This is a genomic window from Streptomyces sp. NPDC014727, assembly GCF_043083485.1.
GTDB lineage: Bacteria > Actinomycetota > Actinomycetes > Streptomycetales > Streptomycetaceae > Streptomyces.
In genome coordinates this window covers 39,805-57,803 of sequence record NZ_JBIBYR010000029.1, presented here as the reverse complement: position 1 = coordinate 57,803, position 17,999 = coordinate 39,805, and the positions used below count along the sequence as shown (strand labels likewise).

The following is a 17,999-nucleotide window of genomic DNA, read 5'->3' as shown; positions in this document are numbered from 1 at the left end:
TGGCACGCTTTGTAACGAATCAACTCAAAGGGGAACGAACCATGTCCGAACCGACCCACGAGCAGATCGTCTCGGAGCTTCACAGCAGGCGCGCCATCGCCCTGGCCCCCGGCCCCCGCCTGGACGCCGAGAAGCACGGCGCCCTCCCCCTGCCACCCAACACCGTGTGGGACCTGCCGGGCGGAACCGCCTGGGTCTACCACGGCGAGGGGAACCAGGGCCTTGTACGGCCCGTGATCTTCGCCGACGGATTCAACACCGGTCCGAGCAGCCTGGACTTCTGCTGGGAGATCATGGAGTTCGGCGACTACGCGCTCATCAGCGAGCTGCGTCGTCGAGGACGCGACGTGATCCTTCTCGGCTTCCATGAGCGCAGTGCATCGATTCTGGACAACTCCAGGACCGCGCAGGCCGCCATCCAGCACGCCATCGCGGAGCGGATGGGCGACGCACCGCTGACCGTCGGCGGATTCAGCATGGGCGGGCTGGTCACCCGGCACGCCCTGGCCAAGATGGAGAGCCAGGGCGTCGACCACGAGACGTCGCTGTACTTCTCGTACGACAGCCCGCACCGCGGCGCCTGGATCCCGATCGCACTCCAGGCGTTCGCGCACTACATCAAGGACCTCGACAGCCGGTTCTCCGACCAGATCAACAGCCCGGCCGCGCGCGAGCTGCTGTGGCGGCACCTCGCGAAGTGGGACGGGACACCGGACCAGAGCGACGAACGCGCCGCGTTCCTCGCGGAGATGGCAGCCGTCGGCGAATGGCCGCAACGACCGCGGCGGATCGGTGTCGCCAACGGCGTGGCCGTCGGCACCGGCACCGATGTGCGGGCCGGCGAACTGGCCCTGGAGGGCAAGGGTCTCTCGGTCGCGGGCACCAAGCTCTACACCCAGGCCCCGGGCGACGACGAACGCGCCGCGAAGCTGCGAGTGGTGACGCTGAAGACCAACGAGGTGCGCACGTCCGGTCTCCCATCGATCGACGGCGCCCCCGGTGGTTCGCTGGAAGGCTTCGGCATCCTCGCGGACGCCTTCAACGCCCTCAGCCCCGTCCTCGGGTTCAAGACCGACGTGCGCATCCGCTCGCACTGCTTCGTCCCCGCCGTCAGCGCGGTCGACGTCCGCGACCTGGACACGGACGAGGAGCTGTACACGAACATCTCCGAACTCCCGCAGGAGGAGAGCGGGCTGGACGAGTACGAGCTCGCGTCCCGGAACGAGGGGCACACCCTCGTGACGGAGGAACTCTGCACCTGGCTCCTCGACCGGCTCCCGTAGGGCTTCGCCAGGGCGGAGTCACGCGCTCACGGTGCTCCGGCGGGCACCGTGTGCGCAGGACCCCCGCAGTGCGACAAGGCCGGGCGGCCACGTACGGCCCGGTCGCCGGGCCCCGATGTTCCGCGGCGCGTGCAGGCCGATGTACGTGGCGTCCTGGGCGACGAAGCAGACGTTGTTTCCGTCGACGCTGCGGCCCTACGCCCGACGCCCGAGGAACGGGAAACGGGAAACGGCATCGGCCCCCGGGGACGAATCCCTGGGGGCCGATGCGGCAGAGCTGTGCGGAACTACCGATCCGTCAGGATCAGAAGTCCATGTCACCGCCCGGCATGCCGCCCGGAGCGGCCGCGGCGGCCTTCTCCGGCTTGTCGGCGATGACGGCCTCGGTGGTGAGGAACAGCGCGGCGATGGACGCGGCGTTCTGCAGGGCGGAGCGCGTGACCTTCGCCGGGTCGAGAATGCCCTCGGCGATCATGTCGACGTACTCGCCGGTCGCGGCGTTCAGACCGTGGCCAACGGCCAGGTTGCGCACCTTCTCGACGACGACGCCGCCCTCAAGACCACCGTTGACGGCGATCTGCTTCAGCGGGGCCTCCAGCGCCAGCTTGACAGCGTTGGCGCCGGTCGCCTCGTCACCCGAGAGGTCCAGCTTCTCGAAGACGGCCGAGGCCTGCAGCAGAGCCACGCCACCACCGGCGACGATGCCCTCCTCGACGGCGGCCTTGGCGTTGCGCACCGCGTCCTCGATGCGGTGCTTGCGCTCCTTGAGCTCGACCTCGGTCGCGGCACCGGCCTTGATGACGGCCACGCCGCCGGCCAGCTTCGCGAGGCGCTCCTGGAGCTTCTCGCGGTCGTAGTCCGAGTCGGAGTTCTCGATCTCGGCGCGGATCTGGTTGACGCGACCCTGGACCTGGTCGCTGTCACCGGCACCGTCGACGATCGTGGTCTCGTCCTTGGTGATGACGACCTTGCGGGCGCGGCCGAGCAGGTCGAGACCGGCGTTCTCCAGCTTGAGGCCGACCTCCTCGGAGATGACGGTGCCACCGGTGAGGATGGCGATGTCGCCGAGCATGGCCTTGCGGCGGTCACCGAAGCCCGGGGCCTTGACGGCGACGGACTTGAAGGTGCCACGGATCTTGTTGACGACCAGGGTCGACAGGGCCTCGCCCTCGACGTCCTCGGCGATGATCAGCAGCGGCTTGCCGGACTGCATGACCTTCTCCAGCAGCGGAAGGAGGTCCTTCACGTTGCTGACCTTGGAGTTCACGATCAGGATGTACGGGTCGTCGAGGGACGACTCCATGCGCTCCATGTCGGTGGCGAAGTACGCCGAGATGTAGCCCTTGTCGAAGCGCATACCCTCGGTGAGCTCAAGCTCCAGACCGAAGGTCTGGGACTCCTCGACAGTGATGACGCCTTCCTTGCCGACCTTGTCCATGGCCTCGGCGATGAGCTCGCCGATCTGGGTGTCGGCGGCGGAGATGGAGGCGGTCGAAGCGATCTGCTCCTTGGTCTCCACGTCCTTGGCCTGCTCCAGGAGGGCGGCGGAGACGGCCTCGACGGCCTTCTCGATACCCCGCTTGAGGGCCATCGGGTTGGCACCCGCGGCGACGTTGCGCAGGCCCTCGCGGACGAGAGCCTGGGCGAGAACGGTGGCGGTGGTCGTACCGTCGCCGGCGACGTCGTCCGTCTTCTTGGCGACCTCCTTGACCAGCTCCGCACCGATCTTCTCGTACGGGTCCTCCAGCTCGATCTCCTTGGCGATGGAAACACCATCGTTGGTGATCGTGGGGGCGCCCCACTTCTTCTCAAGGACGACGTTGCGACCCTTGGGGCCAAGGGTGACCTTGACGGCGTCGGCGAGCTGGTTCATGCCGCGCTCGAGACCGCGCCGGGCCTCCTCGTCGAACGCGATGATCTTGGCCATGTGAAGTGGTCCTCCCGGACAGGGGTGGATTGCTCCGGACCGAGTGGCGCCCGCGACGGACGGCCTGCGTGACCGGTGGTTCCTTGCCCCACCGGACCTGCGGGCCTCACCGGCCCGGTCCAAGTTCTGTCACTCTCACCTGGAGAGTGCTAACGCCAATGATTAGCACTCGACCCCCTTGAGTGCAAGCGCCTTCGAAGAAGGCTCGCTGAGGAGTGGCGGTCGGGCGAGCGGGAGGGCGCAAGCGTCCTCCTCCGGATGTGGACAAGGACGACTCCGCACGGCGGGCCCGGACGCGGACGCGCGGAGGGCCCGTACCCCCAGGGGTACGGGCCCTCCGTGCGTGAGTGAGTGGTGTCGTTGGCCGAACGCGTCGAGCTCAGCCGACGGCGAGCTTGACCATGTCCGCCTGCGGCCCCTTCTGACCCTGCGAGATCTCGAACTCAACTCGCTGACCCTCTTCAAGGGTGCGGTACCCGTCCATCTGGATCGCGCTGTAGTGGACGAAAACATCCGCACCACCGTCGACCGCGATGAAGCCGTACCCCTTCTCCGCGTTGAACCACTTGACGGTGCCCTGAGCCATGCCTAACTCCCCTATTACTGGCCCTTGCGCAGGACCGCACTTCGCGGACCCGGGTCAGAACTCACCCTCCGACAGGAGAGGGTGCGTGCGCCGGAACGCGTCGACCGCGGCCGAATGTATCTGCCCAACTGCCCTCTGCAACAGGTCAATCGGACGAGAATTCTGGGCAGCGCCGAACGCCCGAATATGCGGAATTCATGGGATTCCCGGGCAAGTCGGGCCGGGCAAACGTGACTTATGGCGCAAGGAGATCCGGCACTTTGGCTGCATCTTGTCGCGACCAGGCGCATTCTCATATGCGGGTGGCACGGGCAGCTGGGGGGACTTCCCACACTGTACCGCGCTCAACCATGCAGAATTGCCCCCTCCGCTTCTCTCGCAGAGGGGGCAATTCCCATAACACTGTGCAGTCGGACGCAGGATCAGCAGCCGCCCGCGACGGCCGGGATGATCGAGATTCCGGCGCCGTCCGGCGTCGCCGTCTCCAGACCGCCCTCGAAGCGCACGTCGTCGTCGTTGACGTACACGTTCACGAAGCGGCGCAGCTTGCCCTGGTCGTCCAGGACGCGGGCGGCGATGCCCGGGTGGTTCTGCTCCAGGGACGCGATGACCTGGGAGAGGGTCGAGCCCTCGGCCGGGACCTCGGCCTGGCCGCCCGTGTAGGTGCGGAGGATGGTGGGGATACGGACCTTGACGCTCATGGCGGGTGCCTTCCTTCGGTCTCGGGTGGTCAGCTGGTGGCGAGGCCGGCGGCGCGGAACGCGTCCAGGCTCGGCCGGATCGTCGCGGTCGCCTGCGAGGTGGCGGCCACCGCGTCCAGGGTCTTGAGGCCGTCCCCCGTGTTGAGGACGACGGTGGTCAGCGCCGGGTCGAGCAGACCGGCCTCGATCAGCTTCTTCGTCACGCCGACCGTCACCCCGCCGGCCGTCTCCGCGAAGATGCCCTCGGTGCGCGCCAGCAGCTTGATCGCGTCGACGACCTGCTCGTCGTCGACGTCCTCGACCGCGCCGCCGGTGCGGCGGGCGATGTCCAGGACGTACGGGCCGTCGGCCGGGTTGCCGATCGCCAGGGACTTGGCGATGGTGTTCGGCTTCTGGGGCCGCACGACGTCGTGACCGGCCTTGAAGGCGGTGGAGACCGGGGAGCAGCCCTCGGCCTGGGCGCCGAAGATCTTGTACGGCTTGTCCTCGACGAGTCCGAGCCTGATCAGCTCCTGCAGACCCTTGTCGATCTTCGTGAGCTGCGAGCCGGACGCGATCGGGATGACGATCTGGTCGGGCAGCCGCCAGCCGAGCTGCTCGCAGATCTCGTACGCCAGGGTCTTGGAGCCCTCGCCGTAGTACGGGCGCAGATTGACGTTGACGAAGCCCCAGCCCTCGCCGAGCGGGTCGCCGATGAGCTCCGAGCAGAAGCGGTTGACGTCGTCGTAGTTGCCCTCGATGCCGACCAGTTCGCCGCCGTACACCGCGGCCATGACGACCTTGCCCTGCTCCAGGTCGTGCGGGATGAACACGCAGGAGCGGAAGCCGGCGCGGGCGGCGGCGGCACCCACCGCACCGGCGAGGTTGCCGGTGGAGGAGCAGGAGAGGGTGGTGAAACCGAAGGCGCGGGCGGCCTCGACGGCGATGGCGACGACGCGGTCCTTGAAGGAGTGCGTCGGGTTGCCGGAGTCGTCCTTGACGTACAGGCCTCCGGTGACGCCCAGCTCGCGGGCGAGGTTGTCGGCCTTGACCAGCTTGGTGAAGCCGGGGTTGATGTTGGGCTTGTCCGCGACATCGGCGGGGACCGGCAGCAGCGGCGCGTAGCGCCAGATGTTGTCGGGCCCGGCCTCGATGCGCTTCTTCAGCTCGTCGGGAGAGCCGCTCGGCAGGTCGTACGCCACTTCCAGCGGCCCGAAACAGGACGCGCAGGCGAAAAGGGGGCCGAGTTCGAAACGCTCGCCGCACTCGCGGCAGGAAAGCGCCGCGGCGGGGCCGAGGTCGACGGCGTCGGTGGAAGAATTGGTGCTTACTGCAACGGTCTGCGCAGCCATGGAGGCGAGGCCCTTTCTCCTCATCTTCCTCGCGGCGCGTTTCGCCACGAGACGGAATTGGCACCTTCCCCACCTGACCTCGCGGTCGGCAGGAGGGTTGCCGGGACTTCAACGGGCCGTTCCCTCAGTCCCTCTGGATGAGCGCTGTGGCACTGGATCTCTGATCCAGGCATTTATTGGCGGACCGACCCCGACATGCGACGGCCATCCGCGTTGTTCAAGACTGTAACCGAAGCAGCGGACAGTTGAGATAGTCGTCCGAACCGCGAGATGGATCACATACAGGGAGTATCGACCGTGCTGGAAGAGGTCGAAAGCTGGCTGGCCAGGCGTTCCTGGTCGGCCGCCGACCGCCCGCTGGACCGGCTCCTGGCCGCCAAGGCCCGGGACCCGCGTCGCGGAAGCGTGAGCGTCGTGCTGCCCGCGCTGAACGAGGAAGCGACGGTCGGCGAGATAGTCACGGCGATCCGGCGCGAGCTGATGGAGAAGGTCCGGCTGGTCGACGAGCTCGTGGTGATCGATTCCGGTTCCACGGACGCCACGGCGAAGGTGGCCCGGGAGGCCGGTGCGCGGGTGGTGCACCGCGACGACATACTCCCGCGGATACCGGCCGTGCCCGGCAAGGGCGAAGTGCTGTGGCGGTCGCTCCTGGTGACCGGCGGCGACATCGTCTGTTTCGTCGACGCCGATCTGAAGGAATTCTCGGCCGACTTCGTCTCCGGCATCGTCGGGCCGCTGCTGACCGACCCGGACGTGCGGTTCGTCAAGGCGATGTACGACCGCCCGCTCGGCGACACGGCGGGCCAGGGCGGACGGGTCACCGAGCTGGTGGCCCGTCCGCTGCTCAATCTGCACTGGCCGCAGCTGGCCGGCTTCGTCCAGCCGCTGGGCGGCGAGTACGCGGCGCGCCGCTCGCTCCTCGAACAGCTGCCCTTCCCCGTCGGTTACGGGGTGGAACTGGGCCTCCTGGTCGACGCGCTGCACACCGTGGGCCTGGACGCGCTGGCCCAGGTGGACGTGGGGGTCCGCAAACACCGCCACCAGGACGGGCAGGCGCTCGGCCGGATGGCGGCGGCGATCTACCGGACCGCCCAGCTCCGGCTGTCCCGCGGCCACTTGGTGCGGCCTTCGCTCACCCAGTTCGAGCGCGGCGAGGACGGCTTCGTACCGCGCACCCATCCGGTGGACACCGAGGAGCGCCCGCCGATGCGCGAGATCGAGGAGTACGTTTCACGCCGCGCGGCCTGACGTCGCCTGACTTCGCACGTTTGGGTGGTTCGTGATCGGGCTAGATTCCGCAACATGGTCTCCGAGCACGAAGCCCAGTCCGCCGCCCTGCCCTCCGCCCGGCTCCCTGCCGAGCCTGCTGCCGCGCCTTGGGATCAGCCGCCCGCCGAGCCCTCCGAGCAGGTTCTCGTCGCGTCCAACCGCGGCCCGGTGTCGTACACCCTGAGCACGGACGGATCGCTCGACGCGAAGCGGGGCGGCGGCGGGCTCGTATCCGGGCTGAGCGCCGTGAAGGACAAGCTGTGGGTGTGCGCCGCGCTCAGTGACGGGGACCGGGAGGCGATCCGGCGCGGGGTCGGTGAGCAGGGCGTCCGCATGCTCGACATCGACGCCGCCGTGCACGCGGACGCGTACAACGGCATCGCGAACTCGGTGCTCTGGTTCGTCCATCACATGCTGTACCAGACCCCGCTGGAGCCGGTCTTCGACGCAGAGTTCCGGCGTCAGTGGGCATCGTTCGAGACCTACAACCGGGCCTTCGCCGTGGCACTCGCCGAGGAGGCGGGTCCGGGCGCGGCCGTGCTGGTGCAGGACTACCACCTGGCGCTGGTGCCCGGCATGCTCCGTGAGCTCCGCCCCGACCTGCGGATCGGCCACTTCTCGCACACCCCGTGGGCGCCCGCCGACTACTTCCGCCTGCTCCCCGACGACATCGCCGAGCAGTTGCTGCACGGCATCCTGGGCGCGGACCGGGCGGCCTTCCTGACCCGGCGCTGGGCGGACGCGTTCATCGGCTGCTGCACGGAGATCCTGGGCGGCACCGGCCGCACCAGGGTCGGGGTGCACGGGCTGGGCGCGGACGCGGACTTCCTGCGCCGGCGCGCGCACGAGGCGGATGTGGACGAGCGGATGGCGGCGCTGCGGGAGCAGGTCGGCCCCGGGCGGAGGACGATCGTACGAGTGGACCGAACGGAGCTGTCCAAGAACATCGTGCGCGGCCTGTTCGCCTACCGCGCGCTCCTCGAAGAGCGGCCCGAATGGCGCGAGCGCGTCGTCCATGTCGCCTTCGCCTACCCCTCGCGGCAGGACCTGGCGGTGTACCGCGACTACACGGCCGAGGTGCAGCGGGTCGCCGACGAGATCAACGCCGTGTACGGCACCGCGGGCTGGACCCCGGTCGTGCTCCACGTCAAGGACGACTTCGCCCGCTCGCTCGCCGCGTACCGGCTGGCCGACGTGGCGCTCGTCAACCCGATCCGCGACGGCATGAACCTGGTCGCCAAGGAGGTCCCGGTCGTCTCCGACCACGGCTGCGCGCTGGTGCTGTCGCGGGAGGCGGGGGCGTACGAGGAGCTGGGCAGCGACGCGGTCGTGGTGAACCCGTACGACGTGTCCGCGACGGCGGCCGCGCTGCACGAGGCACTGACGATGGCGGACGACGAACGGGCCGCGCGCACGGAGCGGCTGGCCGCGGCGGCGGTGGCGCTGCCGCCGCAGCAGTGGTTCCTGGACCAGCTGGTCGCGCTGCGGGACTAATGCCCCGGGCCGTCAACGATATCGGGCAGGGCCCGGCGACCGGACGGGGGGCGGGTGCCCCGGAGGCGGGGCCGGACAGGGCAGCGGCCGGACGGGATAGCAGCCCGTGGCAGTGCCCGTCCGCGCCGCCACCCCCGACTCAGCTCCGCACCACCCGGGCCCGCCCCCTGGTCCGGAAGCCGAGGGCGTGCCGGTAGATCTCCGGAAGGCGGTATCGCCCGTCATTGTCCCGGGCCAGGGCTCCGGCCTCCTCCAGCGCCACGATGCCGTTGGCGTCGAGGCCCACGGCCTCCGCCTCGAAGGGCATCACCACCTCGTCGGCCCTGGAGCCGACCGACCGCAGCAAATTCCCGAGGCTCGGATTCTCCTGTTGCAGCTCCTTCAGCTTCTCGGCACTGCAACGCACCAGAGATGAGCGCAGCGCGGACGGGCTGAGCAACCGGTCCTGCCAGTCCTCGTCGTTCATGGACAGCTCTGCCGCATCCCGGAGGAAGCGAACGACGTCACGGGCCTGTACTTGCTCGTTGAAGTCGGCCAGAGCGGCAGGGACCCACCGCTCGGTCCACGCCTCCCGTGAATTGTCTCGGCCGAGCTTCGCACCCCAGACCGGAACCAGGGCCTGCACCACCGCATCCGGTGCCATCATGGCGAGTTCCCCCTCGCCGGGTGGTACCGCCTCGGCCGTGGTGGCCACCCAAAGAGCCAGACGCAAGGCTTCGTGCGCGTCCCAGCGCAGTTCGTAGGGGTCGTACCGATCGAGGAACTGGCCGACGTTCTGGCGCAGGGAGTGCCGGACCAGATCCTTGCGGGCGAAGATCACCAACCCGAGTCGCCGACTGCGCATCATGCGGAACCAGTCCGGCACATCCGTGAACAACGTGCGCAGCGCCATACGCTTGGCCTGTGCGTCGGTTTCGAGGTCCTGGAAGAAGTCTTCCAGCCCGTCGAACACGAAGAGGACGGGATTCGAGAGATTGCGCCGCAGCAGCACTTCCTCCACATCCGCTTCCAGTGCCCCGGGGCCGTCAGCCGCCACGGCCATGCATCGCAGCCAGGTCGAACGCCAGAAGCGCTGGTCCTCGCAGCGCTCGCTGTCCAGCGCGTCCTGCAGAAGCGAGCGGATGTCGTCCGGACGTGCGCCCTGCCCCCCGGCCGAACGGTCCCGCAGTGTCTGCGGGCCTTCGGACGAGGCGCCGGAGCCGTACTGGTCCATGTTTCCGGGGTCGAGTACCGGTACCACCGGCGCGTCGGCCTGGACCGATTCTTGTGCGTGTTCGGCGAAGGCGGCCCATCGACCCGCCGCACACAGCCGTGCATAGGTGAAGGTCTTCCCCGCACCCTTCGCTCCGACGACGACTGTCACCGGCAAACTCGTGCGGTGGTCGCCCACCAGCCTGCGAAGAGGCTCCGTCGACAGGAACCCGAGACCGCTGTCGAGACCGCTCCGCTCCGCAAAGACCAGGGAGCGTGCTCTCTCGTGCAACGCCCCCCTGCGCTGTTCCAGGCTGCCTTCTCCCTCCGGAGGGAGCCCTCCGTCTGGAGGGGGCACCGGAAGTTCCGGAACCAGCTTCCCCACAAGTTCGCCCACACCGCATCGCCGTACGACATCGATCACGTCGTCCCAGCTCCGAGGCAGTGCGAGCAGCTCCTCACGGAACGGGCTGAGGAGCGGCTCCGCCCGGACGAGTGCGTCGACACCACCGGTGTCGGGTTCGTCGACGTCACCGCCGTCCAGGCCTTGAGACTGCTCCTGATATCTGGCGGTGAAGCATTCCAGCGACGCCGTCAGGCGCGCCTTGGCCTGCTCTGCCTCCGCCGTGTGGGCGTCGAGCCGGTACTGGGTCACGACGGCTGCCGGGGCCGGATCCGTCCCCTCCAGAGAAGGAGCCTTGTTCCCGAGCTGGCAGATGAGCTGTTCCGTCCCCTCCAGGGACTGACTACTCAGCGTCGTGACGAATACGCGCTGTATCCGTGGGTCCAGCAATACGGGTGCGGACAGTTCCGAGGCACCGGCGCGCAGGTCGATGAGAACGGTGTCCAGACCTGCCGCTGCCGCAAGTTCAGCCAGCGACTCGGTCAGAAAGTACGCAGGACGGTCCTTCGTAATCAGGTGAGCGGGTTCAATGCGTGGCGGGCCCAGCCGGAGCCTTCTGCTCGCCGGCAGGACGACAAGGGCGCCTCCTTCGCGATGGCGCGCCACCTCCTGATTCGCCAAGTAGGGGGCGGCAATGACGATCGCCTCCTGTTGACCGCCTTGCGGCGTACCGTGCAGCAGCGCCAGCACGTCCTCGTAGGCGATGTCGCATGCTCCGCCTTGCGCCTGGTACATCCAGGTGATGCCGGGGGCTTCCAGATCCCCGTCCACGAGCATGACCCGACGTCCGCGGCTGGCCAGTTCGTCGGCGAGCGCAACCGCGTGAACGGTGCGCCCCGCCCCTCCCTTGAACGAATGAAAAGCCAGCATCTGCACATCGGAAGCGAACGAATCCTGCGCGGGTCGCTCCATGAAGTCGGCAAGCTCCGCGGTGATCCGCCGTTCCATCAGCCGCGGGTCACGACGGCTGCGCACGTAATCCGTATCGGGGACCAGTGTCACCGGCAGGCCGGTTGCTTCCACCCCGCTCGGGCGGTCCAGTGCGAGGACTGGTTCCCCGGGGTCGCCGAGAGCCGATCCCGTACCGAAAACGTTGTCCAGCCATCGGCGGACTTCGGACTCTTTGGTACCGGTCCGAACCGTCAACTCCAAGCCGTCCCACCATGCGTCGGCCTCCACCAACCAGCCCGGCCACCGGCCCCCCGCTGCCTCGGCGGACAAACGTTCGTCGACATCTACCCAGGTGAACAGATTGATCGCCTCGGCGGTTCGGTAGGTTTCCACCATCGTCATTCCGCTCCCGTCCTGGACCCCGCGATCAACGTACGCAACGCCTGCAGCGCCCGCGCCTCGTCATCCGGATTCAAGTCCGCGCCATACCGCCATGCCTGGTGGAGACTCGGCGGATCGACGGGGGCAGGCTGCCCCACCGCCTGCCCGGCGCTGCTTCGTACACTCTTTCGCCGACAAGGGGTCAGCCCGGTCTGTGTCGGTGCGGACAGCCGCAGTTCCTTCGCCAGTGCGCGCAGATCATGGTTGCGCAGGTGACCGGGGAGCTGGGAGGTGTCCCGGCTACCATTCATGGCCAGAATCTCGGCCTTGAGCCCGCATTCCGCACTGTAGAAGAGCATCAGCCCGGCCGTCTGCGGATCGCCTTCCTCCTGGGCCGACTTCGCCCTACGCTCCAGCCTGTCCCGGCTCCTGCGTAACTGCCTCACTCCCACGTCCACCATGCCGAGGAATCCTACTGAACCGGTGATCGGTCAAAGGCCTGCGGCCAGCGCCGCCAGAAAGCCGACGACGCCCTCCGGGCCGTTCAGCAGCAGGTCGGCGCGCTCGGCCAGGTCGGGGACCTCCGCGCTGCCGCTGCAGACCAGCAGGCCCGGGATGCCGTCGGGGCCCTCGGTGCGGAGCTTCTCCACGGCGGCGTACGCGGCGAGGTCGCCCAGGTCGTCGCCCGCGTACAGGACGGACTCGGCGTCCATCTCCCGTACGTACTGGGCCAGCGCCACGCCCTTGTCCATGCCCGGCGGGCGCAGCTCCAGGACCAGGCGGCCCGGTTCGACGATCAGCCCGTGCCGGGCGGCGAGCTCGCCGAGGGGTTCGCGCAGGGCCTCGAACGCGGCCGGCGGGTCGGCGGCGCGGCGGGTGTGGACGGCGAGGGCCTGCCCCTTCTCCTCGATCCAGGTGCCGTGCCAGGAGTCGAACCGGTCGAGCACGCCGGGGAGTTCGGCGCGGACCGCGGCCACACCGGGGTGCGGGGCGGGGGCGTGGACGGCGCCGGAGACGGCGTCCCAGCGTTCGGCGCCGTAGTGGCCGAGGACGACGAGGTGGTCCAGTCCTCGCACTCCGGCGAAGCCGCCGTGCCGGACCGCGACGCCGGCCGGGCGGCCGGTGATCACGGCGATGGAGGCCACTTTCGGGGCGAGCGCGACGAGCGCGTCGACGGCGCCGGGGTGGGCGCGGGCCTGTTCCGGGTCGGGGACGATGTCGGCGAGGGTCCCGTCGAAATCGAGCGCGACGACGGCACGGTCCGGACGCGCGAGGATCGCGGCCAGGGCTTCTCGGCCGGGTGGGGTGGCGGGGGTCGGGAGCTCGGACGGGATCTCGCTCGGCGCGGGTGCGTGCGGGTTGCTGCCCATGGGGCCGAGCCTATAGGCGTACCACCGGGCACAGCCATGGGCGACGTGGCATACGGACGGCGTCCGCGGCGTGACGGACTGCGCAGCGGCCGACTGCCGCGGACGCGTGCCACATCGAACCGGCACACCGTCCCGGACCGCTGCGGGGAGGGAGGGACGGCGGCTTCAGCGGCGCCCTCGCCGTGCCTGTCGGACCCGGCGCAGGCGGTTCACCGTCACAGGGTCCTCCTCCAGCGCGCGGCGGTCGTCGAGCAGGGCGTTCAGCAACTGGTAGTAGCGCGTGGGCGAGATGCCGAGCCGCTCGCGGATCGCGCGGTCCTTCGCCCCGGGGCCGGCCCACGACTGCCGCTCGACGGCGAGCACGGCGCGGTCCCGGTCGGAGAGTCCGGCGGGGCCGTTCGTGTCGTCGGTGCCGTTCGTGGGGGTGGTCATATCAGCCAACATATCGCCCGGCCGGAGGGCCGCCACCCGGTCGTCACTCCGCGTTCTCGGCCGCCGCCGATTCCCTCGCGATCCGCCCCAGCACGTTCTCCGGGCTCCCGTTCGGCTCGACCGCCCTGCCGATGTTCTCCTTGATCGACTCGCTGGCACGGGCCCAGGACGTCTTGCCGTACGGGTAGAACTCCGCGTTCGGCAGCGCGGCCAGGAACTTCCGCAGCGGCTTGTACCGGGGATCGGACTCCATCGCCGCGGAGGCGCTGTCGGTGACCGGCAGCAGGCCGTACTCGTCGGCGAAGTCGATGACGTTCTTGTCGGTGAACAGGTAGTCGAAGAATGTGGCCAGCTGGACCCGGTGGCCGCGCTGCTTGAATCCCATGATCCAGTCCGCGACGCCCATGGAGCCCTCGGTGGGGCCGCCGACACCGGGCAGCGGCACCATGCCGACGGAGACGCCCTTCTTCTCGGCCTCCTGCATCAGGGTCGGATGACCGTTCAGCATGCCGACCTCGCCGCGCGTGAACGCGGCGAACGCCTTGGCCCGGTCGAGCTTGCCGGGGGCCACGGGGCCGACGAGGCCCTTGTCGACCAGGTTCGTCTTCAGCCAGTCGAAGGTCCTGACGTTCTCGGCCGAGTCGATCTCGTACGAGCCCGCGTCGTCGATGTAGCCGCCGCCCCCGCTCAGCAGCCACATCATGGTCTCGGCCTGGGGCTCCTCCGGACCGAGCGGCAATGCGAACGGGTATGTCACGCCGCGCTGTTCGAGCACCGTCGCGTCGTCGCGTATGTCGTTCCAGGTCCGCGGGGCGGTCAGGCCCGCCTGGGCGAAGAACTTCTTGTTGTAGAAGAGCAGCCGGGTGCTGGCGACGAACGGCAGCCCGTACTGGGTGCGGTTCACGCTGCCCGCGTCGGCCAGGCGCGGCAGGAAGTTGGCCTGGGCGGTGATGTTCAGCATCTCGTCGGCCCGGTAGAGCTTGCCCGCCTTGGCGTAGTCGGCGTACGAGCCGATCTGGGCGATGTCGGGGGCCTCTCCCCGCTTCACCATCCCGGCGACCTCGCGGTCGACGTCCGTCCACGAATAGACGCTGACCTCGACCTTGATGCCGGGGTGGGACGCCTCGAAACCCTTCACGAGTGCGGCCCAGTACTTCTTGGAACTGTTGGCCGCACTGTTGCCGTAGTCGGCCGCGACGAGCCTGAGGGTGACGTCCCCCGAGCCGCCGCTGCCGCCGCCGCATCCCGCCGATGTCGCCGTCAATGCCAGCGCGGCCCCAGCCGCGGTCAGTCCCAAGTAGCGCCGCTGCACAGCACAGTCCGTCCTCGTGGGGGCCTCCGAATGAGCTGTGATCCTCCCCGAGCGATCGCCGGAGGTCTACACCAGAGCGGTATCGCTTTCGCAACACCACCGGATCCACGCCCGGTTGCCGCGCGGGGGCATTGCCCTTGACCTGCGCCGACTGCTAAGCAGGTTGCGGCGCAAGGCTCTTCGAGGGCCGGACCTTCGCTCCATCGCCGTACCGCAGCGCCCGCCCCGTCACCGTTCCCCACCGCAAGGAGCCGTCGAGCATGTCGCGTACCGCATCGGAAATTGCCACCCAGCCCGACTGCTGGCGGCGTGCCGCGGAGGCCGGGGCGGTGTTCGACGGGCTGCCGCGTCCGGGCGAGCGGGTCGCCGTCACCGGCTGCGGCACCTCCTGGTTCATGGCCATCGCGTACGCGGCGCTGCGCGAGGCGGCCGGGCAGGGCGAGACGGACGCGTACCCCTCGTCGGAGTTCCCGGCCGGGCGGCCGTACGACCGGGTGGTGGCGATCACCCGCTCCGGCACGACGACCGAGGTGCTGGAACTCCTCGCCGGGCTGCGCGGCAAGGTCACCACCGTCGCGCTGACCGCCGACCCGAGGACGCCGGTGATGGATACCGCCGACACGGTGGCCGTACTGGACTGGGCGGACGAGGAGTCGGTCGTCCAGACCCGGTTCGCGACCACCGCGCTGGCCTTTCTGCGGGCCGGCCTGGAGGCATCGGGTCCGCTTCCGGCCGGGGTGAAGACGGTGGCCGCCGCGGCGGTCGACGCGGAACTCGCGGTGACGGAGCCGCTGGACGAGGCGGTGGTCTCGGCCGAGCAGTGGACGTTCCTGGGGCGCGGCTGGACGTACGGTCTGGCGCAGGAGGCCGGGCTGAAGATGCGCGAGGCGGCGGGCGCCTGGACGGAGTCGTACCCGGCCATGGAGTACCGCCACGGCCCGATCTCGATCACCGGTCCCCACCGGGTGGCGTGGGTGTTCGGTCCGCTGCCGGAGGGGCTCGCCGGCGAGGTGGCGCGGGTGGGCGGCACGCTGGTCGCGCACGCCACCGCGGACCCGATGGCCGATCTGATCCGGGCGCAGCGGCTGGCGGTGGCGCTCGCGGAGTCGAAGGGGTACGACCCGGACCGCCCGCGCAACCTCTCGCGCAGCGTGATCCTTTCGTCCTGAGTCCGCCGCTCGGGCCACTGCGGCGATACCGCGGCGGTGATTTTGTATGGATGCGCAACAAACCACACTAGTGGACTAGACCTATCGGGGTTCCTCGGGCGAAACTGTTTCCCGTGAAACACGTCATCGCCCTCGATGTGGGCGGCACCGGAATGAAGGCCGCACTGGTCGGGGCCGACGGCGCCCTGCTGTACGAGGCACGGCGGGCGACCGGCAGAGAGCGCGGCCCCGACGCCGTCGTGGAGTCGATCCTCGCCTTCGCCGCGGACCTGCGGGCGTACGGCGAGGAGCACCTCGGCGAGAGCGCCGTCGCGGCCGGTGTCGCCGTGCCCGGCATCGTCGACGCGGAGAACGGGATCGCGGTCTACGCCTCGAACCTGGGCTGGCGCGACGTCCCCATGCGGGAACTGCTCGGCGAGCGGCTCGGCGGCGTCCCCGTCGCGCTCGGCCACGATGTGCGCACCGGCGGGCTCGCCGAGGGCCGGATCGGCGCGGGCAAGGGAGCCGACCGCTTCCTCTTCGTACCGCTGGGCACCGGGATCGCCGGGGCCATCGGCATCGCGGGCACCATCGAGGCCGGCGCGCACGGGTACGCGGGCGAGATCGGCCACATCGTGGTCCGGCCGGACGGCCCGGACTGCGGCTGCGGCCAGCGCGGCTGCCTGGAGACCCTGGCGTCCGCCTCTGCGGTGACCCGTGCCTGGGCCACCGCGTCCGGCGACCCGACGGCGGACGCCGCCGACTGCGCGAAGGCCGTCGAGTCGGGCGATCCGGCGGCCGTGGAGGTCTGGCGGAACGCGGTGGACGCGCTCGCCGCCGGGCTGGTCACCGCGCTGACGCTGCTCGACCCGCGCGCCCTCATCATCGGTGGCGGACTCGCCGAGGCCGGGGAAACCTTGTTCACACCACTCCGTGCGGCCGTCGAGGAACGTGTCACGTTCCAGAAGCTGCCCCACATCGTCCCGGCGGCCCTCGGGGACACCGCCGGATGCCTGGGCGCAGGGCTGCTCGCCTGGGATCTTCTCTCCACGGAGGTATCCGCCTGATGGCCGGACGCGCAGACAGCACAGTTCTCGCAGGTGCCCGGGTGGTGCTTCCCACCGGGACCGTCGAGGACGGCCGGGTGATCGTCGAGGGCACCCGGATCGCCGGCTCGGTACCGGAGGGCGCCCCGACCGTCGACCTGAGCGGCCACTGGGTGGTCCCGGGCTTCGTCGACATGCACAACCACGGCGGCGGCGGCGCGTCCTTCACCTCGGGCACCGTGGACGAGGTCCTCACCGGCATCCGCACCCACCGCGAGCACGGCACCACCACCCTGGTCGCCTCCACCGTCACCGGCGAGATGGACTTCCTCGCCCAGCGGGCCGGCGTCCTCTCCGAACTGGTCGAGCAGGGCGACCTGGCCGGTATCCACTTCGAGGGACCGTTCATCTCGCCGTGCCGCAAGGGCGCGCACAGCGAGGACCTGCTGCGCCACCCGGACCCGGCCGAGGTCCGCAAGCTGATGGACGCGGCGCGCGGCACCGCGAAGATGTTCACGCTCGCCACCGAACTGCCCGGCGGCATCGAGTCGGTGCGGCTGCTCGCCGAGCACGGCGTGATCGCCGCGATCGGGCACACCGACGCGACGTACGAGCAGACCGTCGAGGCGATCGACGCGGGCGCCACCGTCGCCACGCACCTGTTCAACGCGATGCCGCCGCTCGCCCACCGCGAGCCCGGTCCGATCGCCGCCCTCCTGGAGGACGAGCGGATCACCGTCGAGCTGATCAACGACGGTACGCATCTGCACCCCGCCGCCCTGGAGCTGGCGTACCACCACGCGGGCGCCCACCGCGTCGCGCTGATCACCGACGCCATGGACGCGGCCGGATTCGGCGACGGCCGGTACCAGCTCGGCCCGCTCGCGGTCGAGGTCAAGGACGGCGTCGCGCGGCTGGTGGAGGGCAACTCGATCGCGGGCTCCACGCTCACCCTGGACACCGCGTTCCACCGTGCCGTGACCATCGACCGGATTCCGGTCGACGACGTCGTGCAGTCCATCTCCGCCAACCCGGCACGGCTGCTCGGCGTGTACGACCGGGTCGGCTCGCTGGAACCGGGCAAGGACGCGGACCTGGTGGTCCTGGACGCGGACTTCACGCTCAAGGGCGTCATGCGCAAGGGCGAATGGATCATCGATCCGCAGATCGGCTGATCCGGCCCGTTGTTGACGGCGAATCGAATGCGTAACGAAGAGACGGCGGTTGGTCCGGA

15 protein-coding genes and 1 riboswitch are annotated in these 17,999 nt (G+C 69.7%); of the genes, 6 read left to right on the top strand and 9 right to left on the bottom strand.

Annotated features, from left to right (window positions below; genetic code table 11):
• The first annotated feature begins 41 nt into the window (after positions 1 to 41).
• Positions 42 to 1,283: a hypothetical protein gene (locus ACF1B9_RS31530; protein WP_391745893.1), complete on the top strand. Its 1,242-nt coding sequence runs from the start codon at positions 42 to 44 to the stop codon at positions 1,281 to 1,283.
• 304 nt (positions 1,284 to 1,587) lie between these two features.
• Here the strand turns inward: ACF1B9_RS31530 and groL are convergent, their stop codons facing one another.
• The 4 genes from groL to thrC form a co-directional block, all read right to left on the bottom strand.
• The gene (groL, locus tag ACF1B9_RS31525) at positions 1,588 to 3,210 is read right to left on the bottom strand and encodes a chaperonin GroEL (protein WP_391745891.1); all 1,623 of its coding nucleotides are present in this window, start codon (positions 3,208 to 3,210) and stop codon (positions 1,588 to 1,590) included.
• Between the two features lie 379 nt (positions 3,211 to 3,589).
• Complete coding sequence (locus ACF1B9_RS31520; RefSeq protein WP_003967346.1) at positions 3,590 to 3,796, bottom strand: cold-shock protein; 207 nt, start codon at positions 3,794 to 3,796, stop codon at positions 3,590 to 3,592.
• A gap of 422 nt (positions 3,797 to 4,218) precedes the next feature.
• Positions 4,219 to 4,497 carry a MoaD/ThiS family protein gene (locus ACF1B9_RS31515; RefSeq protein ID WP_391745890.1) on the bottom strand — a complete coding sequence of 93 codons (279 nt, stop codon included), beginning with the start codon at positions 4,495 to 4,497 and terminating at the stop codon, positions 4,219 to 4,221.
• 29 nt (positions 4,498 to 4,526) lie between these two features.
• The gene (gene thrC, locus ACF1B9_RS31510; RefSeq protein WP_391745889.1) at positions 4,527 to 5,828 is read right to left on the bottom strand and encodes a threonine synthase; all 1,302 of its coding nucleotides are present in this window, start codon (positions 5,826 to 5,828) and stop codon (positions 4,527 to 4,529) included.
• Between the two features lie 17 nt (positions 5,829 to 5,845).
• Positions 5,846 to 5,972: riboswitch (SAM riboswitch) on the bottom strand.
• A 153-nt stretch (positions 5,973 to 6,125) separates the two neighbouring features.
• Between thrC and ACF1B9_RS31505 the strand changes: the two genes are divergently transcribed.
• Entirely contained in the window at positions 6,126 to 7,076 is a 951-nt protein-coding gene (locus ACF1B9_RS31505; protein ID WP_376222686.1) for a glucosyl-3-phosphoglycerate synthase, read from the top strand.
• A 54-nt stretch (positions 7,077 to 7,130) separates the two neighbouring features.
• Complete coding sequence (locus tag ACF1B9_RS31500; protein ID WP_391745888.1) at positions 7,131 to 8,591, top strand: trehalose-6-phosphate synthase; 1,461 nt, start codon at positions 7,131 to 7,133, stop codon at positions 8,589 to 8,591.
• A gap of 139 nt (positions 8,592 to 8,730) precedes the next feature.
• On the opposite strand, the gene ACF1B9_RS31495 is transcribed toward ACF1B9_RS31500, so the two are convergent.
• From ACF1B9_RS31495 to ACF1B9_RS31475, 5 genes are all read right to left on the bottom strand, one after another.
• The gene (locus ACF1B9_RS31495; RefSeq protein ID WP_391745886.1) at positions 8,731 to 11,478 is read right to left on the bottom strand and encodes a KGGVGR-motif variant AAA ATPase; all 2,748 of its coding nucleotides are present in this window, start codon (positions 11,476 to 11,478) and stop codon (positions 8,731 to 8,733) included.
• Complete coding sequence (locus ACF1B9_RS31490) at positions 11,475 to 11,918, bottom strand: hypothetical protein (RefSeq protein ID WP_391745884.1); 444 nt, start codon at positions 11,916 to 11,918, stop codon at positions 11,475 to 11,477. Before ACF1B9_RS31490 ends, ACF1B9_RS31495 begins: the two co-directional genes overlap by 4 nt.
• 30 nt (positions 11,919 to 11,948) lie before the next feature.
• A complete protein-coding gene (gene otsB, locus ACF1B9_RS31485) occupies positions 11,949 to 12,827 on the bottom strand; it encodes a trehalose-phosphatase (RefSeq protein ID WP_391745883.1) in 879 nt (292 codons plus the stop codon).
• Positions 12,828 to 12,992: 165 nt separating this feature from the next.
• Entirely contained in the window at positions 12,993 to 13,259 is a 267-nt protein-coding gene (locus tag ACF1B9_RS31480; RefSeq protein ID WP_351075248.1) for a DUF3263 domain-containing protein, read from the bottom strand.
• A 43-nt stretch (positions 13,260 to 13,302) separates the two neighbouring features.
• Positions 13,303 to 14,556, bottom strand: a complete 1,254-nt coding sequence (locus tag ACF1B9_RS31475) for an extracellular solute-binding protein (protein ID WP_391745948.1) — start codon at positions 14,554 to 14,556, stop codon at positions 13,303 to 13,305.
• A 275-nt stretch (positions 14,557 to 14,831) separates the two neighbouring features.
• Here ACF1B9_RS31475 and ACF1B9_RS31470 point away from each other — a divergent pair, with 275 nt between their 5' ends.
• From ACF1B9_RS31470 to nagA, 3 genes are all read left to right on the top strand, one after another.
• Complete coding sequence (locus ACF1B9_RS31470; RefSeq protein WP_391745882.1) at positions 14,832 to 15,740, top strand: SIS domain-containing protein; 909 nt, start codon at positions 14,832 to 14,834, stop codon at positions 15,738 to 15,740.
• A gap of 113 nt (positions 15,741 to 15,853) precedes the next feature.
• Entirely contained in the window at positions 15,854 to 16,786 is a 933-nt protein-coding gene (locus tag ACF1B9_RS31465; protein WP_391745880.1) for an ROK family protein, read from the top strand.
• Positions 16,786 to 17,940: an N-acetylglucosamine-6-phosphate deacetylase gene (nagA, locus tag ACF1B9_RS31460; protein ID WP_351075252.1), complete on the top strand. Its 1,155-nt coding sequence runs from the start codon at positions 16,786 to 16,788 to the stop codon at positions 17,938 to 17,940. The genes ACF1B9_RS31465 and nagA overlap by 1 nt, the downstream gene beginning before the upstream one ends.
• The last annotated feature ends 59 nt before the right edge of the window (positions 17,941 to 17,999 follow it).

Bases quoted from the DNA above. Each gene is read 5' to 3' on its own strand.
- ACF1B9_RS31530 (WP_391745893.1), top strand. From the start codon at position 42: ATGTCCGAACCGACCCACGAGCAGATCGTCTCGGAGCTTCACAGCAGG.
- groL (WP_391745891.1), bottom strand. From the start codon at position 3,210: ATGGCCAAGATCATCGCGTTCGACGAGGAGGCCCGGCGCGGTCTCGAG.
- ACF1B9_RS31520 (WP_003967346.1), bottom strand. From the start codon at position 3,796: ATGGCTCAGGGCACCGTCAAGTGGTTCAACGCGGAGAAGGGGTACGGC.
- ACF1B9_RS31515 (WP_391745890.1), bottom strand. From the start codon at position 4,497: ATGAGCGTCAAGGTCCGTATCCCCACCATCCTCCGCACCTACACGGGC.
- thrC (WP_391745889.1), bottom strand. From the start codon at position 5,828: ATGGCTGCGCAGACCGTTGCAGTAAGCACCAATTCTTCCACCGACGCC.
- ACF1B9_RS31500 (WP_391745888.1), top strand. From the start codon at position 7,131: ATGGTCTCCGAGCACGAAGCCCAGTCCGCCGCCCTGCCCTCCGCCCGG.
- ACF1B9_RS31495 (WP_391745886.1), bottom strand. From the start codon at position 11,478: ATGACGATGGTGGAAACCTACCGAACCGCCGAGGCGATCAATCTGTTC.
- ACF1B9_RS31490 (WP_391745884.1), bottom strand. From the start codon at position 11,918: ATGGTGGACGTGGGAGTGAGGCAGTTACGCAGGAGCCGGGACAGGCTG.
- otsB (WP_391745883.1), bottom strand. From the start codon at position 12,827: ATGGGCAGCAACCCGCACGCACCCGCGCCGAGCGAGATCCCGTCCGAG.
- ACF1B9_RS31480 (WP_351075248.1), bottom strand. From the start codon at position 13,259: ATGACCACCCCCACGAACGGCACCGACGACACGAACGGCCCCGCCGGA.
- ACF1B9_RS31470 (WP_391745882.1), top strand. From the start codon at position 14,832: ATGTCGCGTACCGCATCGGAAATTGCCACCCAGCCCGACTGCTGGCGG.
- nagA (WP_351075252.1), top strand. From the start codon at position 16,786: ATGGCCGGACGCGCAGACAGCACAGTTCTCGCAGGTGCCCGGGTGGTG.